Origin of the sequence: Pontibacter harenae (assembly GCF_020907245.1) — a bacterium.
GTDB lineage: Bacteria > Bacteroidota > Bacteroidia > Cytophagales > Hymenobacteraceae > Pontibacter > Pontibacter harenae.
The window spans coordinates 1-23,778 of sequence record NZ_JAJJWH010000001.1 but is presented as its reverse complement, the minus strand read 5'-3'; the positions used below and the strand labels follow the sequence as shown (position 1 = coordinate 23,778).

The following is a 23,778-nucleotide window of genomic DNA, read 5'->3' as shown; positions in this document are numbered from 1 at the left end:
ATTTCAAAGGTGCAAAAGCTCTTTGCTTTTCTAAACTATAAGTGGATGAAGTGCCGAAACAGAGGGATAAACTGTAAGAGCATATCACAGAAAGTAATGTATTGGCTCGGACAGGTAAATTCTAAGAAGAAAACTATTTAGAAGCGAATGAAGTATACCTAAGATACACTCAGGTTTTTGAGTACAATTTTTTCACCTCTTAACTTAGATTAGAAATCCTATGAACATGCTAAATAACTTCAAGAAGGCAGCTGCCGCTGCTGCGGTGATAGCTTTTTCTTTTTCGGGACAGGCAGTATTTGCTCAGAATTCTACACAATTGCCGCAACAACAGCAGCAGCAAGTACAAACAGACTATTCTGATAAAGAAATTAAGCAATTTGTAGATGCCAACACGCGCCTGATGGATGTGCAGGCAGAAAGCGAAAAAGTAATGATGACTATACTGCAGGAAGAAAAACTGGAGGTGAACAAGTTTAATGAGTTGGCACAGGCACACCAACAGCAGCAGCTTCAGGAAGCGGAGGCTACACCAGAAGAAATGGCTGCTTTTAACAAGGCCGCACAACGCATGATAGAAATGCAGCCTGAAGTGCAGCAAAAAGTTGAAAAAGCTATTGTGAAAGATGGTCTTACTATGGAGAAATACGAACAGATGCTTCTTGCTTACCAGCAAAGCCCTGCCGTACAAGCCAAAGTGAACCAAATGATGCAACAAGGCCAGTAAAGAGCAACAATGTTCTAAAATAGAAAAGCCCAACTCCGTAGAGTTGGGCTTTTCTATTTTAGAAGTTTTGAATACTACTGCTGTGCAAACTCTACTATTTTGAAGGCTTTCTCTTTTCTGTCGAAGTAGCCATAGTGAAGTCTATTGCCATAGCGGTAGAGCGTCTTATAATCTGGAGTAGGCTTTAGCTCCTGCTCGTACTGCTCTAGTTTGTGTTGTAAAATGGCTGATGCAGCAGAAGTGTCCTGAGCAGCCAGCGTTTTACTGTCCAGCACAGCTCGGAAATAGGTACTCACGCCTGGTCCTTGGTCTGCGCCTCCCATTTGCCCGTACGGATCGTAGAAGTATCGGCTATAGAAAGGAGAATTAAGATATTGGCTCGGAACCATATAGGCTGGTGTCCAACGGCCAGGTACCATCATCAGTCCCCTCGAGGTCTGTACATAACGATCTGGTGTGCGTACCATACGAGAGTCGTTGTTGTTACGGTTACTCGTAAATGGCGGCAGAAACGAACCAATGGTTAATTGTATCGTGCTGTCGTTAAAGGCATCTACTGTTACGGCAGGTATTCCATCGGCCAGGTTCTTCATTACCTTATTGCCTTCTATAGTCTTCGCATCAGAAGAGAGAAAAGACTGGTTGCCATGTTTTACGACAGGGGTTGCCTTCAAAGTAATGTCGTCTTCGCTTCCGAAACTATACTCTTTAATTGGTTTAAGCGAAGCAAAGTCATAAGCCGTTAAATTTAAGCTGTCTCTGTCCAGTTGCAAGCGGAAAAGCGTATTATCGTGCAGGAAAGAGTTAAACTTAGGCTCCGACTTTTGTTCTATAGCAGGCAGTGTGCGGTAATTTGTTTTACCTGAATTCCAATCAAGTGTCAGAATTTCAGTTGTCGCATTTTTGCTATTGCCTTTCGTCTGAAAACCATCGAAAACCATGTGTATTTTATCGCCACGCGAGTAAATCTTGCTGCGATGGTGGCCAGCAAATACAGTGCGCTCCATATCTGGATTAATAAAGATCAACTCTCGCTCTCGCTCCTGACGATCGCGGGTGCGTGGCATTTCTTCTGTTGTGAAGGTTTTTTTCTCCATCTGCACATCATCAGCATCGCGGTAAAGGTGCAGATTAGCATCTTTATCAGAATACAGCATATAAAAGTGTTCCGTGTCTGCAAAAGCGCCTACAAAGTACTCGCCTCTTCCTAACCTCAGTTCAATATCCTGATGGCTTTTGAACGTGCCTTGGGTACGATGTATAGAAAACGGGCGCACATACTCCCGACGGCCACTAATGTAGCGGCTATAGAAGATAAACGAGTTGGCGGAAACACGGGTGCCTAGTATCTGCGGCTCCTGGTTCATACGAAAAGGAATTTCCTGTGCTGCTATCTGCTCTCCCGAAGGAGAAAGTAGGTTAAAGTATATCTTGCCATTCTGGAAGAAGTACACACAAACATTACCATCATCGTCGGCAACCGTTACTAGCTCCTGCGCACGCCGAATAGGTAAGTCTATGCTGGCAAACTCTTTCTGGGCACTTGCCAGTGAGGCAAAAAGTCCCACAAAGAGAAGGGTCAAAATTGATTTACGCATATTATAAAAAGCTTAAATTTATATGGAAGTAACGTGCAAAATCCTAGCCAAAGTATACCGAAAATTAGCCATCAACACAATAAATTACCTGTTCAGGTATATTGTAAATGTCTATATTCAAACAGTTTAAGTTGGTACAGATAAGGATAACTTTGTCTCTGCCATAAATGCCTTATGTTTTCATTCCTGAATGATTTATGTTATTCAAAGACAGGCTTAATTTATCATCTTTTTCAACACTTTATATTGTCTCATTAGAAGGAGTTTAAAGCTTAGATAAAAGGGAGTAGTTATTTCGCTATTCAGTTAGAAGGCATAGCCTATTTTGGCTTATTTATAAATAGAAATATTCAAGATTGTTTTCTTTTTAGCAATAATTTTGCACCTGCCTATCCTTATTTGGACTTAGCGAATATCTTATTTGGTGTAGAAAAGACTATGAAACTAGGATATTCCTGTTTAAACACTAATTATGCTTGGACAAGAGTAAAGTGCTGTAAGCTTATGAGTAGAAAAGTAGTTTTCTTGGTCTAACGTGCTCGCCTGTACCAATTTGTAAAGGACAGAAAGTTTACAGCCTAGCCTGCTTCTATGCTCTTGCGGGTGCTTATTGTTTTCCCTGCTCCACAAGTGCCTGTCTTGCAAAAACACTTATTTAGAATAATAGCAATCAGCTCTATTTTTTATTGTCAAAAATCAATTAATTTTAACTTATGCTTGCTAAGAATAAAGTTTTAGAATAGATTTGGTTTTACATGCTGCGAAATATAGCTGTTTCTAAAGCATAGTGCTTAGTTCTTAAATGCTCCTTTTTTAGTATCTAACTATTCTTCATGTGTTGGTGTAGGCATTGCCTTCTTTGGTTCCGGTTACTTCGTTTTAGAAGTGCCTTAGCAGAAAGCGGATGCTTCTAAAAAAATAAATTGACTTTACTAGTCCTTTAAAGTTCAAGAAGTGCACCAATATAAGGTGCTGAATATATATTTAATTTATTGGTGTTTTATATGCTTTCTTATGTGGCGCTTTACTTAAAGGGGAGAGACGCATATGTAGGCGTTGTGCAAAATAAACATGTGTTTCGCAAGCAGGTGCTTTACTACAGCATACGCGTGCGCTAAAATTGCTTTACAGTAGTACATTTTATATTCAATCTTCATCATTTCTAACTTAACTAAACCAATCTAACAACATGAAGAAATCATTACTCTTTTGCTTTTTGTTGATGTCCGTCCTGCTGCAGCAGGCGATGGCGCAAGTCAGGACAATCAGCGGAAAAGTGGTAGACGCAGCGTCGGGCGAGCCTATTCCAGGTGTCCTGGTGCTTGCAGAAGGCACGACTACCGCAGTATCTACAGGCGTAGAAGGCAATTACAGTATCAATGTGCCTGAGGGTGCTACCTCACTTGCCTTTCGTTTTATAGGTTATCAGGAAGTAACCCGACCTATTGGCACCAACACCACCATAAATGTGAGCATGCCAGTTGATTCGAAGCAACTGGATGAGGTGGTGGTAACAGCGCTCGGCTACCAACGCGAGAAAGAAACACTGCCTTATTCGGTTGGTGTGGTTGATAGCGAGAACCTGACCTACGCCAAATCTAACGACGTGACTACTTCGCTGGTGGGTAAAGTATCAGGTGTGCAGATTCAGGGTTCTCCGAGTTCATCTTTTGATAACGCTGACATTGTTATTCGTGGTGCGAATGGCCTGAATACTTCAAACCCTCCACTATACATCGTGGATGGTACTGTAACTGATCAGAATAGCGTAATTATGGACAACGTGGCAAGTATCTCTGTGCTGAAAGGTGCAGCTGCTACGGCACTTTACGGTATTCGTGCTGCCAATGGCGTGGTAATTATCACTAGTAAGAAAGGTGCAAAAGGTGCTCCAACAGTAGACCTTAACTTGTCTGCATCGTTCGAGAACCCTTCTGTTATGATGCCTTACCAGAATGAATATGCTGGTGGCTATACCTCAAACTCTAACAGCCCAGGTACAAACTTCGACGACGAAGGATTCTATATTTTCCGCTACAAGCCAGCCGTACACCCAGAGAGTTGGGCAGGCTTCGATGGGCAGCGTATACTGCAGTATGGTGCCGACGAAAGCTGGGGGCCTAAAATGAACGGGCAGTTGTATCGCCCTTACTATTCCTGGTACCCTGGCGAAGAGTTTGGACAGTTGTCGCCACTGGTACCACAGCCTGATAACATAAGAAACTTCTATCGCACAGGCACTTACCTGAACAATAGTATTGCCGTAAGCGGTGGCGCTGATAATTATACCTATCGTATGACGTACGCCAACCAGAACCGTACGCTGATCGTGCCAAATGCGAAGCGTGATCAGCACCAGGTTGGGCTTAACACAACATTTGATATCTCTAAAAAACTATCTGTTTCAACAGACCTTACCTTTACTTACAATGACACCAAAGGCCAGCCAGGAGAAGGCTACAGCCTGAACGGATTGAACGTGACGCAGAACTTTAACCAGTGGTTCCAGCGCCAGCTAGACTTCGAAAGGTTAAAGAGCTACCGCAATCCAGATGGCTCGCTACAGTCCTGGAACATCGGAAACCCAAATGCTACAGGCAACCCAAACATTTACTTAGCCCCAGCTTACTGGGATTCGCCTTACTTTATTGTAAACGAAAGCTTCTCAACAGCTGAGTCTAACAGGCTAGTAGGTAACCTCGGTTTTAACTACAAAATTAACAACAACTTCGCATGGAGCTCTTATGCCCGCATGAGCTACAGAGGCAGAAGCGGAGATGCTCGTATGGCCACAGGCGGCATCAATACAGATGAATATTCTATTTATGAGGATGTAACGAAGGAGATGAACTATGAAACGAACCTTACGTTCAACCGTACCTTCGGCGATATATCTGTAGATGCCTTAGTGGGTGGTAACATTCGTCGCAATACCTACAACAGGTTAGATGAAACTACCCAAGGCGGCTTAAGTGCACCAAACTATTTCGATATTGGCAACGGCTCTATCTCACGCCCGTTAATTGAGCGTGGTTTCTACGAGCGAGAAGTAAGAAGTATTTATGGTAGAGCATCTTTTGGATACAAAAACTTCTTGTTTGTGGATGTTACCGGCCGAAACGACTGGTCTTCAACACTTCCTATAGACAACAACTCCTTCTTCTATCCATCTGTAGGCGGTAGCTTTGTATTTACAGAACTACTGGGTGGCACAGGAGTAACCGACGTGTTAAGCTTAGGTAAACTGCGTGGTTCATGGGCACAGGTAGGCGACGATTTAGATCCTTATTCAGTATACACAAGTATAATCAGCCGCCCTCTTTACAGCGGCACCCCATCTACTGATATCGGAAACCAGTTCCGTACAGGTGCCATCAATCCTGCTCTTACAACTTCATGGGAAATAGGTACTGACTTACGCCTGTTCAACCGTGTTGGGTTAGAGTTTACATACTATGTAGATGATAACAGAGACAGAATTCTTGCACTTGATGTAGACCCGGCAACTGGTTTCAGTACTTACCAAATTAATGCTGGTAAAATTGAACGTAAAGGTTTTGAGGCAAGCTTATCAGCTACACCGGTTCAATCGCAGGATTTTGCTTGGGATGTAACCTTTAACTTTGGCCGTAACAGATCTAAAGTGGTAGAACTGGCTGATGGTTTAAGTAACTACCTGGCTAGCACGCAGCGTAACGATACCCGTCTGGAGCACAGAGTTGGCGGAGATTGGGGCATGCTGGTAGGCCGTATGTGGAACAGAGACGAAAACGGCAATGTGCTGGTTCAGTCGAATGGTATTCCAACCTACTCCATTAACCAGGAGAGAGGTAGCATTCAGCCAGATTATACTGGAGGCTTGTTTAACAACCTGCACTACAAAAACTTTAACCTTTCCTTCTCTTTAGATTTCCAAAAAGGAGGTTTATTCCACTCGCTCACCAAAATGTATGGTGTAGGTGCTGGCCTGCATGAAAGTACTGTAGGCGTAAATGACAAAGGCAACGACTGGAGAGATTTCCCAAGTGCTGGTGGTGGTATCCTGATTCCAGGTGTATATGCTCCAGGCACTACTATTGGTGGTGTAGACGTAAGCGGACAGCCAAACACAACCTATATCAATGCCAGAAGCTACTTCTATACTGCTATGCAGCGCGATAACATCAACTCTAATGTGCTCGACAAATCTTACCTGAAGCTGCGTGAAGTGCGCTTAGGGTATGAGCTGCCAAAGTCAGTTTTCGGACGCCTTGGAGTGAGAAGTGCCAACATAGGTTTGATAGTAAACAACGCCTGGCTTATCTACGCGCCTGCACAGGAGTATGGCATCGATCCGTCAGAGTTGGAGAACACCTGGTATGAAGGAGGGCAGTTGCCAGCTACACGCACAGTTGGTGCTAACCTAAGAGTAAGAATATAATCCTTAAAGAATTATACAATCATGAGAAATAAATTAGTCTTATTTTTTGGAGTTCTGTTTTCGCTCGTAGCCTGCGATCCCAGTGATTTCGGCGATATGAACGTTGACCCTAGGCAGGTGTCAGAAGCTCCTACTCGTACACTGCTTACGTATGCGTTGCAGCAGTTGCCTTACACTGTCTGGAACTCTCCAGAGTCTGGTAACACCTACAACTTTTATGTGCAGTATTTGTCTGAGGGGCCTTACCCAGCAGCATCACTTTATTCTACCAGAAACGCTTCCTGGACGTCTACTTACACAGGACCGCTGTATAACCTACAAGCCATAATCAACTTTAACAACCAAGACAGCCCCGAAGCAGACCCAGGCAGCAATGGAGCTAAGGCTAACCAAGTTGCGGTTGCCAGAATTCTGAAGGCTTACTACTTCTGGTACCTAACAGATATTTTTGGCGATATTCCTTACTTTGGTGCCCTAAAAGGAAACGAAGTACTGCAACCTGCTTTCGATCCACAGCAGGAAATCTACTACGACCTTTTCAAGGAATTGAAAGAAGCGCATGACATGATAGATGAAAGCGCAGCAGGCGTTGCAGGCGATATATTGTTGGGCGGAGATATGGCAGCCTGGAAAAAGTTTGCGAATACCGCTCGTTTGTTCATGGCCATGCGACTCATTAAAAATGATAGAGCAAAAGCAGAAGCGGAAATTGCATCTGCTCTAAGCGATGGCGTACTGGAGGAAGGAGAGAATATTACTTACTCCTTTATAGGAGGCGACCCAAATAATTGGGACCCTTGGTACGAAAACTATTCTAACGACAACCGTAATGACTATGCCCTTAGCGCTACATTAGGTGATTACATGATCGAGAATGACGATCCGCGCGTGTTTGTATATGGTGAGAACCTGAGCGGAGAAGTACGACCTTTGCCTTACGGAATTGGTTCTGCCAGAGAAATACCAGGAGCCTATAGCCGAGTAGGCGATGCGCTAAGAAACGGTGCTGCTGAGGTGCCAATCTTTACGTATGCTCAAGTGCAGTTTGTTAAGGCTGAGGCTGCACAGCGGAACCTTATCAGTGGAGACGCAGAGCAACTGTACGAAGATGCAATTAAAGCCTCTTGGCAGTTCTGGGGCGTGTACGATGAAGCAGCTTACAACGCTTTTATTTCTGACCCAGATATTGCTTACAGTGCCGATAACGCGCTGGAACTGATCATTACGCAGAAGTGGGTACACCAATACCTGAATGGCTTTGAGTCTTGGACTGACTGGAGAAGAACTGGTTATCCTGAGTTAAGTCCTGCGGTTGCTGCCACTCAGACTGGAGGAATTCCACGTCGTTTGGGTTATCCGTCTAACGCAGCTGCCCTTAATAAAGCAAGCTATGATGCAGCCGTGGCTCGTCAGGGAGCGGATAATAACTTCACCAGAGTATGGTGGGACAGATAAAAGGTTAGTACAAATAGTTGAATATAAACCATTCCGAAGCTTAGCTTAGGGATTTAGTAAAAGAAGCCTTCTGCTTTAGTGGTAAGTTTGCCACCTGAAGTAGAAGGCTTTTTGTTTCTTATAGGAGCGGCACAGTATAAAACCAGCTGAGGATGCTACAAACAACAAAGCGGTGCAAGATTTCTCCTACACCGCTTTATTTTGAATGAAATTTACAATCTGCGTTATCTACAGCATGATGTTTATTTATATCGGTTGTTTCTAAAACTCAGCGCTTTTTGGTGTACGAGGGAATGGAATTACGTCACGGATGTTGCCCATACCTGTTACAAATTGCACCACACGCTCAAAGCCAAGGCCAAAACCCGCGTGCGGACAGCCACCGAAGCGGCGCGTATCCAGGAACCACCACATTTCTTCTGGCTCAATGCCGAAAGCTTTCATGCGCTCCACCAGCACATCCATACGCTCCTCACGCTGCGAACCACCTACAATCTCGCCGATACCTGGGGCTAGAATGTCCATCGCTGCTACGGTTTTGCCGTCGTCGTTCATGCGCATGTAAAAGGCTTTGATGTCCTTCGGATAGTCTGTTACAATTACAGGCTTCTTAAAGTGCTTTTCCACCAGGTAACGCTCGTGCTCACTCTGCAGATCGATGCCCCACTTCACATCGTACTGGAACTTCTTCTTCTTGTAATGGTTGGAATTCAGTAGAATGTCAATAGCCTCAGTATAAGTTATGCGTTCAAACTGATTGCTAATCACAAACTCCAGTTTCTCAATCAGGCTCATTTCCTGGCGCTCGTTCTGCGGCTTCTGCTTATCCTCTTCAGCCTGGCGCTGTGCCAGGAATTCCAGGTCTTCGCGATTATTCTCAACAGCGTAACGGATTATGTAACGGATAAACTCCTCCGCCAGGTCAGCGTTCATCTTCAGGTCGTAGAAAGCCATCTCTGGCTCAATCATCCAGAATTCTGCCAAATGGCGCGTGGTGTTCGAGTTTTCGGCACGGAACGTCGGTCCGAAAGTATAGATGTCGCTGAAAGCCATGGCGGCCACTTCGCCTTCCATCTGCCCCGAAACCGTCAGGTTGGTAGCGCGGCCGAAGAAATCCTCTTCAAAGTTAATCTGGCCATCCTCGGTGCGCGGCAGGTTATCTAAATCCAGCGTGGTTACACGGAACATCTCACCGGCACCCTCTGCATCAGAAGCCGTAACGATAGGCGTGTGCATGTACACAAAGCCTTTCTCGTTAAAGAATTTATGCACCGCAAACGCCAGTGTGTTACGCACCCTGAAAACAGCGCCAAAAGTATTCGTGCGGAAACGCAGGTGCGCAATCTCACGCAAAAACTCCAGTGAGTGCGCCTTCTTCTGCAACGGATACGTTTCAGGATCGGCTTTGCCCAGTACCTCTATTTTTTTAGCATGTACTTCGTAAGCCTGGCCTTTGCCCTGCGATGCCACCAACTCACCAGTAACAGCCACGCTGGCACCTGTGGTTACATCCTTTAGAACCTCTTCGCTGAACTTCTCAGCATCGGCTACAACCTGCAGGTTATTTATGGTGGAGCCGTCGTTTACGGCTATAAAGTTTACAAACTTATTGCCGCGCTTGGTGCGCACCCAGCCTTTTAAAAGTACCTCTTTGCCTTCCTCGGCACCCGTTAGTAAATCCTTTACTTTTGTGCGTTGCATGTTTTGTGTCTGAATATTTTGCTGTACAGAGCTTTAGCTCTCAGTACAAAGCTATAAACTATACGTTCAATTTTAAACTTTAGCAGTGGCTTTTACTCTTTCCGCTTTCATCAACAAAAACAGTAAGAGCAGGCTCCGATGCTAAGTATTTAATTACGATTAAAATATCACTTTTAAAACCCCTCAAAGTAACGATATTTTAACCTTTTTTTGATAATGCGAGTAAAAATATCCTAAATTTGGATGTGCAGAACATGCCACTTTAACCTGTTTTGGAATTATGCAGCGACTCGATTTAAGGCAACTCTTATCACAGAAGTTATCGCCGCAGCAGATACAATTTATCAAGCTGCTGCAGATACCTACTGTTGAATTGGAGGCGCGCATAAAAGAAGAAATGGAGATAAATCCTGCGTTGGAAGAAGGCCGTGAAGAAGCCGATAGCGACTACGACTCAGACTCTGATAGTGATGACTTCGATTCAAACGATGACTACGGCAACGACGACATCGACCTGAACGAGTACATGCACGATGATGAGATAAGTGGCTACAAAATGCAAGGCGACCGTGGCGGCAGCGATGAGGAAGACCGTGAAATGCCCATTGCCATGACATCCTCGCTTACAGATGCGCTGCTGGACCAACTTGGCTTCCTGAACCTCGACGACAAGCAGTACAGCATCGGTATGCAGCTTATTGGCAGTATAGACAGCGATGGCTACATACGCCGCGACCTGAGTTCTATTGCCAACGACCTGGCTTTTTCACAGAACATCATGACGACGGAGGAGGAGATTGAGCAGGTGCTACACCTGGTACAAACCTTCGATCCTGCTGGTATTGCGGCCCGTGATTTGCCTGAGTGCTTATTGCTGCAGTTGCAGCGCCGTGAGCAGGATGACATTATCATGCTGGCTGAGCGTATTATTACTGATGCCTTCGATGAATTTACGAAGAAACATTACCAGAAAATACAGTCCAAGTTTGGAATATCAGAAGATGAGCTGAAGAAAGCCATTGACTTGATCATTAAGCTTAACCCGAAGCCAGGCGGTGCGGGTGCTGGGTCTACACGTATCCAGTACATTATTCCTGATTTTATACTTACCAACAATAATGGAGAACTGGAGCTGTCGCTTAACTCGCGCAATGCCCCAGATCTGCGCATCAGCCGCTCTTATTCCGAAATGTTCGATGCTTATGATAAATCGGACAAAAAAGATAAGAAGCTAAAAGAAACGGTAACTTTCGTGAAGCAAAAGCTGGATGCGGCCAAGTGGTTTATAGATGCCATTCGCCAGCGCCAGAACACGCTGCTGCGCACTATGGAAGCCATCATAAAATACCAGCATGACTTCTTTTTAGAAGGAGACGAAAGCGAATTGCGCCCGATGATCTTGAAAGACATTGCCGAAGAAATAGGCATGGACATTAGTACCGTGAGCCGCGTGGCCAATAGCAAAGCCGTACAAACCGAGTTCGGTATCTATCCGCTCAAGTACTTCTTCTCCGAAGGTATAGCCACTGACTCTGGCGAAGATGCCAGCAGCCGTGAAGTAAAGCACATCCTGAAAGAGATCATCGACAAAGAGAGCAAGCGCAAGCCACTGTCCGACGAGAAGATCGAGAAGATGCTGAACGAGAAAGGCTACAACATTGCTCGCCGAACTGTTGCTAAATACCGTGAGCAACTAAACATTCCTGTAGCCCGCCTTCGTAAAGAGCTATAGCCCCTTTGGGGAATTATGACTTATGAATGCTGAATTATGAATTCAGGAGAGAACATTTGTCGTCTTCAACCCTTCTTTAAGAGTATATAAAGATAGCTTTGTAACAGCAGAGAATATTGTCATCAGTAACGTCGTGAGAACTCTGGGATATTTCGTTACTTATGATGTCCCAAATTTCTCCCTTTGGTCGGAATGACAATACAACTTAAACAATGCTTATTTAACTAAGGCACTGTTTTCAAACAATTACTATTCCCATAAACCCCACTACTATGAAAATCTCTTTTGAAGAACTTAAAGCCCAATTTAAAAAAGTACTGCTGAAGCTAGACTTCAGTGAAGAAAAAGCCGAACGCTGTGCTACTATTTTTGCGGAGAACAGCCGCGATGGTGTATACTCACATGGCTTAAATCGCTTTCCAGCTTTTGTAAAACTGATAAAAGAGGGGCAAATAAACATAGAGGCCGAACCTGAGAAAGTGGGGCAGCAGGGTATGGTAGAGCAATGGGACGGTAATCTGGCACCAGGTATGTACACGGCACAGGTAGCTACTAAAAGAGCCATAGCTTTAGCCAAAGAAAACGGCATGGGCTTGGTAGCTGTAAAAAACACGAACCACTGGATGCGTGGCGGTACCTACGGCTGGCAAGCTGCCGAGGCTGGTTGTATAGCTATCTGTGCTACAAACTCTATTGCCAACATGCCGCCTTTTGGTGGCACAGAGGCAAGGCTAGGCAACAACCCAATAGTGATAGCGGTGCCAAGGCAGGAGGGGCACCTGGTACTAGATATGGCCATATCGCAATTCTCGTACGGTAAGCTGCAGGAGTATGAACTGAAGGGGGAGGAGTTACCTGTGACAGGTGGCTACGACGAAGACGGTAATCTAACAAAAGATCCTGCTAAAATCAGAGTTTCGGAAAGGCCGTTGCCCATTGGTTTCTGGAAAGGCTCTGGTTTATCGCTGATGCTGGATGTGCTGGTGGCCTCGCTGAGCGGTGGCAGAACCGTGGCCGAGATTACAGCTGACACGGTGGAGGCTGGCGTATCGCAGTTCTTCATATGCATAAATGCGCAGAACCTGGATCAAAGCATAAGCAACCGCATTATAGAATTTGCCAAGAGTAGCGATTCGATGGAAGAAGGCGGAAGTATACGATACCCTGGCGAAAGCTCTCTGGCTACACGCCGTAAGAATGAGGAAGAGGGTATACCTGTAAATGAAGAGATATGGCAGCAGGTTCTGGCTCTGTAGCAAAAATGGTTTCGGCAGCAGCTGGTCACTTAAATAACTGCTGCCGAACAAAATTTACTTGCCCCAAGTATAGCGCAGTGTAAAGGCTTTATCCTTACCTTGAACCTCGTTTATCATTTTCAATTCTTTAATCCTTGTTTTTTTAAGTGAATCGTTCTCTCGCTAAGCTGTTGTCGGTCGTATTTCACCCGCTGCTGATGCCGACTTACTTATTTGCCTTCATACTTTTTTACTTGCCAACCTATGTGGTGTCTTTGCCACCTACTAACCGTTGGATGATGTTAGGACTCATCGTCTTCTCCACATTTGTTATTCCTGGTTTAGGTGCTTACGCCATGATGCGGGCAGGGCAAATAGACTCGCTGGAGATGAACAGGCGGGAGCAGCGCCGTATGCCTTTGTTTTTTACCTGCCTCTGTTATTCTGTTACAACTTACCTGCTGCACCGAGAACCTGTTTTTGATGCTATTTTCTATTTTGTGATGGGCACCATTGCGGCCTCTGTTTTTTTTGCCTTTCTGGTGTCCTTATTCTGGAAAGTAAGTGCACATAGTATAGGTGTAGGTGGTAGCTTAGGTTTGCTGCTGGTGCTGAACATGATTATACCCGAGGCACTTTTGCTAATTCCTATTATGCTGATGATAACTATTGCTGGTGCTGTTCTGTCGGCTAGGCTAGCGCTACAAGCACACACACCAGCGCAGGTATACTCAGGATTTGGCGGAGGTTTATTACTAGCTGGTGTAGTGGCCGTATTTATGTAAATAGCTCCTGTGAGTAGAAAGGTGCTATCTTAAGTTCTAAAAAGAATACCCAACCGATAGCTTAAGCTGAGGCGAAGGAACTACAGTTGCTACAGAGTGCTCGTCGTGTCTTAGCACATGACCGATAACTTTATCGCGCAGGTACGTGTCAGCATTTCTTGCCCTTGCATATTTTAGCCTTGCGCCAAGCATGCCAGCTACCTCCATGGTAAAGTGGCGGCCCAACTGAAACTGGCCGCCTATCTGATAATTTAGCTCCAGTGAGTTCTGGTATAGCCTGCCAATAGGAGTTGTAGGTGCATTAGGGGCTTGTGTTACTCCAAGGGCGTCTTCCTCAAACAACAAGAACTTGTAGCCAAACATGGCACCATGAAAAAAGCCAAAGGGCGGTGTTTTTCTCTTGGAGGTATAGTGGCGCTGCGACATTCTGATAGCTACGCCAGTTGTGCTCTTGATAGAATTTTGCCAGTCGCTGCGTTCTTCAAGGCCGCTGGCGTACACATAGCCTATGCCTGTTTCGTTGCTTACGCGCGATGTGCGCATTTTCTCATAAGACAAATAAATCTCTCCCAACTGAAAGGGATGTATCTTTATGACTTTATCATGCGCCAGGTCTATGTCCTGCACGTCCTCCTTATTTGATAGGTATTCCTCTTCATCCTCTCGTGATTGGGCATGGGCGAAGGTTAAGGGCAGGTACAAAAATAATATCAATGCTAATCCCCACACTGTTCTTTTCTCTCTCTTCAACATTGTTAATTTTAAAAAGCTAAAATAAGGTTGTTCAAATAAAGGCAAGGAAGCTCCAACCGCAGAAGCAACCTGCGATTAATGAAATGCAATATCTAAAAAAAGGGCATAATCTGGTAGTAAAGATAGGTTTTATAACTCCATGATACTTAAGGCGTATACCTAGTAGTTCTATAGAACGAAGGAAACATACAAATCTTAAACTATGAAAAAATTAACATCAACAGGTTTATTGATGGGTGCCCTCCTGTTTGGAGCGGTTTCCTGTAACCAAAATAGCGGAGCTGTAGACGAAGTTCAAACTACAAACGAAGAGCAGGCAGAAGGTACTGCCAACGAAGATCAGATGCAGAGGCAGTCTGATTTCATGACCAAGGCTGCGAGCAGCAACATGCTGGAAATTCAGGCTGGGCAACTGGCACAGCAGAAAGGTCAGTCCCAGCAAGTAAAAGACTATGGGCAGATGATGGTTACAGACCATACCAGTGCTACTGATAAGCTGAAAACGCTTGCGCAGCAGAAGAACATTACGCTGCCCGATAGCATGGGGCAGGATCACATGAGCCAGTATGAGGAGCTTCAGGGCAAGTCAGGGCAGGAGTTTGATCAAGCTTATATGGACTTGATGGTTAGCTCGCATGAAGAATCTGTCAATCTTTTTGAGGATGCGGCCAATAACATGGAAGATCCAGATGTGAAAAGCTTTGCTTCGAGTACATTGCCTACTTTGCAGCAGCACCTAGATCGTGCCAAGACTATACAAGAAAACACGAATAACAGTACAGCCCGTAACTAGTAAGTATTGACTGTAAAACATAAATAAGCATCTGCAGGTTGTATACCTGTAGATGCTTTGTACTTTAGATTTAATTATGAAGAAGACATTACTTTACGTTGGCATTATGCTGAGCGTCCTGTTGCTGAGCACATCCTGTAGCCCCGACGACAGTATTTCGCAGGCTACAGAACAGAGTGTGCAGCAGTTTGAAGCAGCAGGAATAGAGAACATGGACAACGATGCCTTATTTGTAGCAGAGGCTACCAGTGCCAGTATGTTACAAATGCGACTCGGTGCATTAGCTTCTGTAGAGGCTGTAAGCCCTGAAGTAAAACAAATGGCTCAGCAACTGGCACAGGACCATGAGCGGATACAGAATGACTTAAGAGAAACAGCAGCTCAAAGCAATTTTGTAGTGCCCGAAGAATTGGGGAGTAACCACCAGAGCATCTACGATGATGTAGAATCAACTTCAGGCATTACGTTTGACCTGACGTACATTAAACGGGCAGTGGAGGAGCACAAACAGCTGGTAAGGCGTTACGGTGATATGGCCGAAAACGGCGCAACGATGGAAGTGAAACAATTTGCATCGAAGCAGCTACCATTGTTAAAACAGCACTTGCAGGAAGCCGAAGCGCTGGAAGACCAAGTGAAGGGTGTCTAATTAGATTCCCTTTAGCTACAGGACTAAAGGTAAGAGACTTGCATAGGTGAGAATTTTATATAGTTAAAAGCCCATGCCCTTGTTATTTGTTTTCACCAACAAGAATAACAGCCGTATTAATATAAGTACAAGGCCAGACCTAATTACACCTTACGTTAAAGCACAACAGCCAATGCTACTGCACTGGCTGTTTCTGTTCTTGATTGATTGCAAGGCTTTACTTATCTGTCAGATTTGTGAGCCTAACGCAGATGCTATACTTACACTTCCGGCGTCTCACCGTTTTCGCGGTAGTGGCTGGTGCGTAACTCTTCAGCCAGGAAGCGAGCAGTATAACCTTTGCCTGCTGCAGTCACTTCTTCTGGCGTGCCTGCGGCCACAATTGTGCCTCCGCCTTCACCACCCTCAGGCCCAATGTCGATAATATGGTCGGCTATTTTAATCAGGTCGAGGTTGTGCTCGATGATCAGAACCGTGTTCCCTTTATTGGTAAGCTTGTGCAGTACCTCAGCCAGGTGTTCAATATCCTGGAAGTGCAGGCCTGTGGTTGGCTCATCCAAAATATACAATGTCTGGCCCGTATCTTTCTTAGAAAGTTCTGTTGCTAACTTTACACGCTGGGCTTCACCACCCGATAGGGTGGTAGCTTGCTGCCCAAGTGTAATGTAGTTCAAGCCCACCTCGTGCAGCGTCTGAGTTTTGCGCAGGATGCGTGGCTGGCTATCGAAAAACTCTACCGCCTGCTCTACCGTCATATCCAGCACATCGGTTATACTTTTCCCTTTGAAGCGTACCTCCAAGGTTTCGCGGTTGTAGCGTTTGCCTTTGCATACTTCGCAAGGCACGTACACGTCTGGCAGAAAGTTCATTTCTATAGTGCGCATACCAGCTCCCTGACAGGCCTCACAACGGCCGCCTTTCACGTTAAACGAGAAGCGGCCAGGTGTATAACCTCTGATTTTCGCCTCAGGCAGCTGCGCAAACAAAGTACGAATGTCGGTGAATACGCCTGTGTACGTAGCAGGGTTAGAGCGCGGCGTACGGCCAATCGGCGACTGGTCTACCTCAATCACTTTGTCAATTTTCTCCAGCCCTTCGATGCTCTTGTAAGGCAGCGGCTCACGTTTAGCTCGGAAGAAGTGCGTGTTCAGAATTGGGTACAGCGTGTCGTGGATCAGCGATGATTTACCACTTCCTGATACACCTGTAACGCAAATCATCTTGCCCAGCGGTAACTCCAGCGTTACGTTTTTCAGGTTATGGCCAGTAGCTCCAATCAATCTCAGCACTTCGCCAGTGCCTGGGCGTTTTACGCGTGGCACTTCTATGCCACGGCGGTTGCTCAGGAAATCGGCGGTGGTAGTGCCAGCCTGTATCATTTCATCAGGAGTGCCTGCGGTTACTACTTGCCCACCGTGTATACCTGCGCCAGGGCCAATATCCACCACGTAGTCCGCCTGCAGAATCATGTCTTTGTCGTGCTCTACCACAATAATGGAATTGCCTAGGTCGCGGAGGTCTTTCAGGGCGTTGATCAAGCGTTCGTTGTCGCGTTGGTGCAGGCCTATACTTGGCTCATCCATAATGTAAAGCACTCCTACCAACTGCGTCCCTATCTGCGTAGCCAAACGGATACGCTGACTCTCGCCACCCGATAGTGTGCGCACAGGGCGGTGCAAACTCAGGTAGTCCAAGCCCACATCCAGCAAAAAGCCAATGCGCTTGCGAATCTCCTTCAGCAGCTCCCGCGCAATTACATTCTGCCGCTCGCTTAGTCTGTCTTCCAGGTTTTCGAACCAGGCAGCCAGTTTAGTTATGTCTAAAACTGATACTTCACCTATGTTTTTTTCCGCCAGCTTAAAGTGCAGCGATTCCTTTTTTAAGCGATAGCCGTTGCACTCGGGGCAAGTGGTAGTTTGGGTAAAATCCTCAACCCAGGAACGTATATTTTCTGAGTCCGACACCATCTGATTTTTCAGGAAGTTGATGATTCCTTCAAACTCGATGATATAGTCTCCCTTCTTTGTTTTTACTTCCAGATCTTCCTCCAAACCATACAGCAGCACCTTCAGCAGGTCTTCTGGCAAGTCTTTAATGGGTGTAGCCACAGAAGCTTTAAAGTGCTTGAACAGTGCCTCAATTTGTTTAAAAATCCAGATGTCACGGTACTCTCCCAGCGGTGCTATACCGCCACGGCGTATACTTAAATCTTTGTCAGGTATAACCGATTCTTCTGTAATTTCCTGTATCTCTCCAAGGCCGTTGCACACAGGGCAGGCACCGTATGGGGAGTTAAAGGAAAAGGAGTTCGGTGCAGGATCGTCGTAGGCTATACCTGTGGCAGGGTCCATGAGGTGACGCGAGAAGAAGTGCGTCTGGTTCGTGTCCGCATCCATGATCAACACCATGCCTTTGCCGTGCGTCAGCGCATTTTGTATAGAGCTTGATAGGCGGAAGCGGTCATCGGCCTTCGGGACAATCTTATCAATTATGATTTCGATGTCGTGAATCTTGTAGCGGTCTACCTGCATCTTCGGCGTAATTTCCACCAACTCACCATCTACACGAGCACGTATAAAGCCCATTTTACGGATCTGCTGGAACAGCTCACGATAATGCCCTTTACGGCCTTTCACCACGGGGGCCAGCACCACAATGCGCTTGCCGTCGAAATTCTCCAGGATGTGATTCACAATCTGGTCATCGCTCTGGCGCACCATTTTTTCGCCTGTTACATAACTGTAGGCATCGGCGGTACGCGCCCACAGCAGACGCATAAAGTCGTAAATCTCGGTAATGGTACCCACCGTAGAGCGAGGGTTACGGCTGGTGGTTTTCTGCTCGATAGAGATTACAGGCGAAAGCCCTTCAATCTTATCCACGTCAGGACGTTCCAGGCCGCCCATAAAGCTGCGGGCGTAGGCCGAGAAGGTTTCCATGTAACGGCGCTGCCCTTCGGCGTAAATAGTGTCGAATGCTAACGACGACTTGCCCGAGCCGCTGATGCCCGTGAAAACCACCAGCTTATAGCGCGGTATCGTGATGGAAATGTTTTTCAGGTTATGCTCACGGGCTCCGTATACTTCTATCTGCTGCGCCTCACCGTTCTGGTGCTTTGCCGCCGAAGCTGTGCCCGTTTTAGTAGATTGCTCTTGGTCTAAAGCCATGCAGGTGCGTTGATTTTAAATAGCAAAGGTACAAAAATGCCAGCGTTTTGCAGCCGCAAAACCCCAACCCTTTTTAACATAAATCGGCGGCATTTGGTTTAGCTTTGGCTTCTTTTGTAGCTGTAAGTTTTACTTTGGTGGTTTAGTTCTAGTTGATGTGTCTGTGCTAGTATCTATGCTTTTTTCATTATCTTCATCTTGGGCTACTGCCTCTGCCAGCACAGGACTAGTGGGTGCATAAATCTGAGTGTAGCCCGATACCTGTTTCTTTTTCTTTGAGAACCTATAGTAGCCGAAGCAGGCAATAGCCAGCCCTATGGGGACAAAAACAAGCCCTACCCCCGTATAAAAAGGATCGTTGTTGAAGACTTTAATGAAGGTAAGGCCTGCCAATACCATGGCTGTAGCGGTGCGCCCATAGGCCAGCAGCGTACGCTCATTAGCCATTTTGGTGCGCTCCATTGCCAGGCTGTCCCGAATCTCCAGGTTTAGCCTCTCCTGTACTTTAAGCCGTTCTTTTAGCTTTTTTCTTGCTCTGTTCTTTAATATTTCCCGAATGCCCATAGCAGAAGTATACGGTTGCGGGTGCAGGAGGGATAGGTGCATTTTCTTAAGACTTCGAAGAGTATGGGCTGGCGGAGCTACAAAACCCAAACCCACAGCCTTATATTCTGGAGCCGTGGGTTTAAGAGCAAAGAAGCTTCGGGGCGGCTACTGCAATATGATACCGTCTATGTCATTGTAATGAGGCTTGGTGCCAAACCACAACCCGTGGCATCGAGGTGAAACATACCGCTGCTCACCAGCATAATCTCGTGGTTTCTCATGGACTGTAGTTATTGTTCTGTCTTCGGTGCTAATATAGGTTGTTAGGTTTTAAAGCAAGAGCCAGGATATATAAGACGACACTCGTTTAAACAAAGGAGTTACTTCATCTAAAATTTTAGTGTAGTGCGTGCAACTGATTTCTCAACTACTAAAGTTGGTAGCACAAAAAAAAGCAGGCGTTGTGGCCTGCTTTTCTGTTTTTAAGTAAAACCTTGTTAGAAGTTCGGAGACAGCACATACTTGCTGTAGAAATCGTCAATGATTTTTACGGCTTCAGAGGCGTCGTCCACAATATGTACCAGGTCCAGATCTTCGGGGCTGATGTTGCTTTCCATCTTCAGCATCACATCTTCAACCCACTTAAATAGGCCTTCCCAGTAAGAACGGCCTACTAGCACAATTGGGAAAGCGCCTATCTTTTTCGTCTGGATAAGCGTGATTGCCTCGAATAATTCGTCTAAGGTGCCGAAGCCGCCAGGCATCACGATAAAGCCCTGTGCATATTTCACAAACATTACTTTGCGCACAAAGAAGTAGTCGAAGTTGATAAGCTTATCAGAATCTATATAGATATTATTGAATTGCTCGAAAGGCAAGTGAATATTTAGGCCAACAGATTTACCTCCTTCGGAGTGGGCTCCTTTATTTCCTGCTTCCATAATGCCAGGGCCACCGCCTGTAATTACACCATAGCCGTGGCGCACCAACTTGGCGGCAATTTCTTCGGCCATTATGTAGTATTTATGGGTGTTTTTTGTTCTGGCCGATCCGAAAATAGAAACACACGGACCTATTTTCGCCAACTTCTCAAAACCCTCCACAAACTCTGACATCACTTTAAATATTTGCCAGGAGTCTGCTATCTTAATTTCATTCCAGTCTTTATCTACAAAGGCTTGTCTTATCCTAATTTCCTCTTCAGAGGCAGGAGGGGCTGTAGATTGCCCTGTTTCGCGCAGGTCAGTAATAGACTTTGCTTTGTTGTTGTTTACATCGGGGTTTACGATGGTTTGCCCACTGCCAGTGTTTACATTCTCCTCTTGTAAACCTGTTTTACTTGTTTTTCTAAGTTTCGTCATAATCTTTTCTTCATCTTCTTCAGGAGAAAATTCTCCTGAAGTGCCGTTTGTTCGGGCACGCGACATCACATACATAAGCAGCCTTATTTGCTTGAGGTGCGCTATAAGGGGCTACATTGCTAATTTAATAAATTATTTGGAGCGGATAGCGATTACAGGATCTAAGTTTGATGCCAGCACTGCTGGTATTATACCTGAAAGGATGCCTATCACAGCCGATACGCTGAGCCCTAATATTATGTTTCCTATAGATAAGCTAATAGCCATCATATCCTGTGGAATTAGCGTGAGTAAAAACACAAGTAAAAGCCCTAGTCCTCCACCTATCAGACTGAGAAACACAGACTCGAATAAGAACTGGAACAGAATGAAATAGTTCTTGGCTCCTAATGACTTCTGAATGCCAATAATGTTGGTACGCTCTTTTACAGACACAAACATGATGTTGGCAATACCAAAGCCGCCTACCAGTATGGCAAACCCACCAATCACCCAACCTGCCAAACCAACCACCTGAAACAAGCCTGAAACAGCTTCTGCCGCCATCTCTGGGCGATTTACTGCAAAATTGTCTTCATCACGGGGCCTTAAGCCTCTGATGTTTCGCATCATGCCTCTTACTTCATACTCTAGCTCCAGTAGTCCTGGGTCGTCGTCTCGCCCTTTTACAGCAATGGTAGAGCCAACCCCGTAGGGGCCCGTGGCGAAAAGCTTTGTGAAAGTGAAGTAAGGAATAATGCCCATCTGGTCGAAGTTCGGAGCACCAAACAGGCTTTCTCCCTGTTTCTCCATAACCCCGATAATATTAAAGCGCTGTCCTGCCACTTTTACCTGCTGCCCCAGCGGACTTTGGTTAGGGAAAAGTGTTTGGGCTACCTCTTGGCCTATGATTAAAACATTGCGGGCGGCATCTATTTCCTGCAGGGTAAAGTACCTGCCGTCTTCTACGGGTATTTCGTTAACCTTAGTGTAGTCATACGAAATGCCCATGAGACTAGCATTAGAGTAGCTGCTGTTCTTATACTTAAAAGTGTTGTTGCCTCTGTCTGCCATAATTGCCACACCTGCATCGTTGTTCAGGTTGCGCTCCAACAGTCTAAACTCACGCACTGTTGGTTGCGGCCACTGAAAATATTTCCACCAAGGGTGGTTGCCTCCAAACGACCAGGGCCACTTTTCTACATATAGCACCTTCTCACCAATAAAACTCATGCTATCGCGCACGTTACGCTCTAAGGAGTCTACTAGCGTAAATACTGAGATGATAGCAAAAATGCCTATTGTTACCCCTAATAAAGACAGAATAGTCCGAAGTAGGTTAGCCCGTAGGGCCTGCCATGCAAAGCGGAAACTTTCCATTATTAAGCGCAAGTATATCATAGTAAGCTATATCAAAGGAGGAATTTGCTTAAAAGTAAGAATATTTCGGGCAAAATATATAAAATAAGGAGTGCATTTTTGTTTTTGAATAGCTTGGAAGCAGTAGAGTAGGAACAAGGTTGTGTTGCTTGTGTGATGCGCGGAGTATGAATGTCTTGCCTGTGGTTTAGGAGGGGTAAGCAATTTAAAGTTAGCGTGGTTGCTGATGATTCTTATCGTAAGTATTTAATAGCTTACATCGAAAGTGTGTTTCTGATGAGGAGTATGTGCTGTAACACATAATAGCAGTTGGGAAGCCCATTGTAAAGAGAAGACAAGCAGAGGTGCGGGCTATTGATTTACTAACTCAGAAACGTCGATCATCTCGAGGTAAGGCTCCAATAAAATTCTGCCCTCAAAACCTCTAATCAAGATAGCTTCGTTGTTCTCTGGGTCGTACCAGGCTTCTGCAAAAAAGTCTCTCATGTAAAAAAGGCAAACGCTACAGTCGCATTCTGTGCGTACAGCCAGGAAGGTTCCAAGCGCCTCTATAGCCTCCGCTCTTTCCTCTATACTGTAGTTGTTGAATTCCTGTAGTTTCATGAGTGTCTTATACGAAGGCGCAGCGGCAGAGATTAAGCAATTTGCCAGTTAGTTTAAGGATAAATAGCTGTTCTTTTGCTGTGTCTCCTAAGCGTAAAAGGGCCAAACTTCACATAAAGCGAAATCAAAGGGGGTCTGTGTTGTCCAAAGCCAGTTTTTACCATGAAAATAAACAAAGGAAATGTCTTTAGTTTATTTGTCGAGCAATCGATATGTCATTCATCCAACTGCCGATTACTTCCAAAGCTTTTCTTAACTTGTTGTTGAGGTACTCGCTAAAAGTGGGCTTAAACACTAAAAGTGGGCTTAAACAAGAAAAATATATTCACTAAATTTTGGGTTAATTATGTGAATATTAATCGGTTAATATCTTCGAGTGGGAAAGGGGAGTATATGAAAAGATAATTTTTTCATCATCTGGAGCAACATCCTATATAGTTATTCGTATATAAAGATGTCCTTAAGCTACTCAATTGCCATTTAACGAGAAGTCCTTTGTCTGTGAACGAGCGAAGGGCTTCTCGTTTTGGTTTTCACACCTAAATTAAGCAAATCAAAATCTGTGTAGGTAAGTGGTTAGCTTATACCTGCTCCGCCTAAAACCTCCAGTTCCTGTCCTTTTTCAGGCCGCCCGTCAAGCAGCGGCATAGCCTGCGAAATTAATTCTCTTACCCCTTCCACATTTAAGGAGTTATTGTGATCGTCCTTGCTGTCCCAGACCTCTGTAACCCAAACAGCATTTTCCTCGCTGTTGTCTTTACTAACGATGTATAGTCGGCACCCCTTTGCCGTTGCCACTAACGCTGATGCTTTTAATAAAATGGAAGCAAGTTTATCGCTGTTTCCTGCGGTTGCTTTTAGCCTTATCTTGTTTCATAACTTTCGTAGAAATAG

General features: G+C 45.3%; 17 protein-coding genes. 8 read left to right on the top strand and 9 right to left on the bottom strand.

The annotated features are described in order from the left end of the window. Positions 1-226: 226 nt before the first annotated feature. Positions 227-727 (top strand): DUF4168 domain-containing protein, encoded by a 501-nt coding sequence (locus LN893_RS00085; RefSeq protein WP_229967043.1) that lies wholly within the window; start codon positions 227-229, stop codon positions 725-727. A 74-nt stretch (positions 728-801) separates the two neighbouring features. On the opposite strand, the gene LN893_RS00080 is transcribed toward LN893_RS00085, so the two are convergent. Beyond that, complete coding sequence (locus tag LN893_RS00080; RefSeq protein ID WP_229967041.1) at positions 802-2,325, bottom strand: hypothetical protein; 1,524 nt, start codon at positions 2,323-2,325, stop codon at positions 802-804. A gap of 1,189 nt (positions 2,326-3,514) precedes the next feature. Here LN893_RS00080 and LN893_RS00075 point away from each other — a divergent pair. Further along, on the top strand, positions 3,515-6,745 hold the full coding sequence (locus LN893_RS00075; protein WP_229967039.1) for a SusC/RagA family TonB-linked outer membrane protein: 3,231 nt from the start codon (positions 3,515-3,517) through the stop codon (positions 6,743-6,745). 21 nt (positions 6,746-6,766) lie between these two features. Next, complete coding sequence (locus tag LN893_RS00070) at positions 6,767-8,200, top strand: SusD/RagB family nutrient-binding outer membrane lipoprotein (protein ID WP_229967036.1); 1,434 nt, start codon at positions 6,767-6,769, stop codon at positions 8,198-8,200. A gap of 261 nt (positions 8,201-8,461) precedes the next feature. Here LN893_RS00070 and asnS read toward each other — a convergent pair whose 3' ends face one another. Continuing rightward, positions 8,462-9,901 (bottom strand): asparagine--tRNA ligase, encoded by a 1,440-nt coding sequence (asnS, locus tag LN893_RS00065; RefSeq protein WP_229967034.1) that lies wholly within the window; start codon positions 9,899-9,901, stop codon positions 8,462-8,464. Positions 9,902-10,181: 280 nt separating this feature from the next. On the opposite strand from asnS, the gene rpoN reads away from it, so the two are divergent. The 3 genes from rpoN (at position 10,182) to LN893_RS00050 (ending at position 13,653) form a co-directional block, all read left to right on the top strand. Continuing rightward, positions 10,182-11,633 (top strand): RNA polymerase factor sigma-54, encoded by a 1,452-nt coding sequence (rpoN, locus tag LN893_RS00060; protein ID WP_229967032.1) that lies wholly within the window; start codon positions 10,182-10,184, stop codon positions 11,631-11,633. A gap of 272 nt (positions 11,634-11,905) precedes the next feature. Further along, positions 11,906-12,889, top strand: a complete 984-nt coding sequence (gene yiaK / locus LN893_RS00055; protein ID WP_229967030.1) for a 3-dehydro-L-gulonate 2-dehydrogenase — start codon at positions 11,906-11,908, stop codon at positions 12,887-12,889. A 146-nt stretch (positions 12,890-13,035) separates the two neighbouring features. After that, positions 13,036-13,653 (top strand): hypothetical protein, encoded by a 618-nt coding sequence (locus tag LN893_RS00050; RefSeq protein WP_229967028.1) that lies wholly within the window; start codon positions 13,036-13,038, stop codon positions 13,651-13,653. Positions 13,654-13,689: 36 nt separating this feature from the next. On the opposite strand, the gene LN893_RS00045 is transcribed toward LN893_RS00050, so the two are convergent. Then, positions 13,690-14,406 carry an ABC transporter ATP-binding protein gene (locus LN893_RS00045; RefSeq protein ID WP_229967026.1) on the bottom strand — a complete coding sequence of 239 codons (717 nt, stop codon included), beginning with the start codon at positions 14,404-14,406 and terminating at the stop codon, positions 13,690-13,692. Between the two features lie 202 nt (positions 14,407-14,608). Between LN893_RS00045 and LN893_RS00040 the strand changes: the two genes are divergently transcribed. Together LN893_RS00040 and LN893_RS00035 are read left to right on the top strand one after the other, a co-directional pair. Continuing rightward, positions 14,609-15,199 carry a DUF4142 domain-containing protein gene (locus LN893_RS00040; RefSeq protein WP_229967024.1) on the top strand — a complete coding sequence of 197 codons (591 nt, stop codon included), beginning with the start codon at positions 14,609-14,611 and terminating at the stop codon, positions 15,197-15,199. Positions 15,200-15,275: 76 nt separating this feature from the next. Further along, complete coding sequence (locus tag LN893_RS00035; protein WP_229967022.1) at positions 15,276-15,848, top strand: DUF4142 domain-containing protein; 573 nt, start codon at positions 15,276-15,278, stop codon at positions 15,846-15,848. Between the two features lie 260 nt (positions 15,849-16,108). Here the strand turns inward: LN893_RS00035 and uvrA are convergent, their stop codons facing one another. From uvrA to LN893_RS00005, 6 genes are all read right to left on the bottom strand, one after another. Next, entirely contained in the window at positions 16,109-19,015 is a 2,907-nt protein-coding gene (uvrA, locus tag LN893_RS00030) for an excinuclease ABC subunit UvrA (RefSeq protein WP_229967020.1), read from the bottom strand. 129 nt (positions 19,016-19,144) lie between these two features. Continuing rightward, a complete protein-coding gene (locus LN893_RS00025) occupies positions 19,145-19,621 on the bottom strand; it encodes a DUF202 domain-containing protein (protein WP_229967018.1) in 477 nt (158 codons plus the stop codon). 437 nt (positions 19,622-20,058) lie between these two features. Then, on the bottom strand, positions 20,059-20,922 hold the full coding sequence (locus LN893_RS00020; protein WP_229967520.1) for an LOG family protein: 864 nt from the start codon (positions 20,920-20,922) through the stop codon (positions 20,059-20,061). 132 nt (positions 20,923-21,054) lie between these two features. Next, entirely contained in the window at positions 21,055-22,302 is a 1,248-nt protein-coding gene (locus LN893_RS00015; protein ID WP_229967016.1) for an ABC transporter permease, read from the bottom strand. Positions 22,303-22,632: 330 nt separating this feature from the next. Continuing rightward, the gene (locus tag LN893_RS00010; RefSeq protein ID WP_229967014.1) at positions 22,633-22,884 is read right to left on the bottom strand and encodes a hypothetical protein; all 252 of its coding nucleotides are present in this window, start codon (positions 22,882-22,884) and stop codon (positions 22,633-22,635) included. A gap of 576 nt (positions 22,885-23,460) precedes the next feature. Further along, on the bottom strand, positions 23,461-23,751 hold the full coding sequence (locus LN893_RS00005) for a putative quinol monooxygenase (protein WP_369427645.1): 291 nt from the start codon (positions 23,749-23,751) through the stop codon (positions 23,461-23,463). Positions 23,752-23,778: the final 27 nt, after the last annotated feature.

What these genes read in the sequence shown, in the direction of transcription:
- LN893_RS00085 (WP_229967043.1), top strand. Translation starts at nt 227, where the DNA reads ATGCTAAATAACTTCAAGAAGGCAGCTGCCGCTGCTGCGGTGATAGCT.
- LN893_RS00080 (WP_229967041.1), bottom strand. Translation starts at nt 2,325, where the DNA reads ATGCGTAAATCAATTTTGACCCTTCTCTTTGTGGGACTTTTTGCCTCA.
- LN893_RS00075 (WP_229967039.1), top strand. Translation starts at nt 3,515, where the DNA reads ATGAAGAAATCATTACTCTTTTGCTTTTTGTTGATGTCCGTCCTGCTG.
- LN893_RS00070 (WP_229967036.1), top strand. Translation starts at nt 6,767, where the DNA reads ATGAGAAATAAATTAGTCTTATTTTTTGGAGTTCTGTTTTCGCTCGTA.
- asnS (WP_229967034.1), bottom strand. Translation starts at nt 9,901, where the DNA reads ATGCAACGCACAAAAGTAAAGGATTTACTAACGGGTGCCGAGGAAGGC.
- rpoN (WP_229967032.1), top strand. Translation starts at nt 10,182, where the DNA reads ATGCAGCGACTCGATTTAAGGCAACTCTTATCACAGAAGTTATCGCCG.
- yiaK (WP_229967030.1), top strand. Translation starts at nt 11,906, where the DNA reads ATGAAAATCTCTTTTGAAGAACTTAAAGCCCAATTTAAAAAAGTACTG.
- LN893_RS00045 (WP_229967026.1), bottom strand. Translation starts at nt 14,406, where the DNA reads ATGTTGAAGAGAGAGAAAAGAACAGTGTGGGGATTAGCATTGATATTA.
- LN893_RS00040 (WP_229967024.1), top strand. Translation starts at nt 14,609, where the DNA reads ATGAAAAAATTAACATCAACAGGTTTATTGATGGGTGCCCTCCTGTTT.
- LN893_RS00035 (WP_229967022.1), top strand. Translation starts at nt 15,276, where the DNA reads ATGAAGAAGACATTACTTTACGTTGGCATTATGCTGAGCGTCCTGTTG.
- uvrA (WP_229967020.1), bottom strand. Translation starts at nt 19,015, where the DNA reads ATGGCTTTAGACCAAGAGCAATCTACTAAAACGGGCACAGCTTCGGCG.
- LN893_RS00025 (WP_229967018.1), bottom strand. Translation starts at nt 19,621, where the DNA reads ATGCACCTATCCCTCCTGCACCCGCAACCGTATACTTCTGCTATGGGC.
- LN893_RS00020 (WP_229967520.1), bottom strand. Translation starts at nt 20,922, where the DNA reads ATGACGAAACTTAGAAAAACAAGTAAAACAGGTTTACAAGAGGAGAAT.
- LN893_RS00015 (WP_229967016.1), bottom strand. Translation starts at nt 22,302, where the DNA reads ATGATATACTTGCGCTTAATAATGGAAAGTTTCCGCTTTGCATGGCAG.
- LN893_RS00010 (WP_229967014.1), bottom strand. Translation starts at nt 22,884, where the DNA reads ATGAAACTACAGGAATTCAACAACTACAGTATAGAGGAAAGAGCGGAG.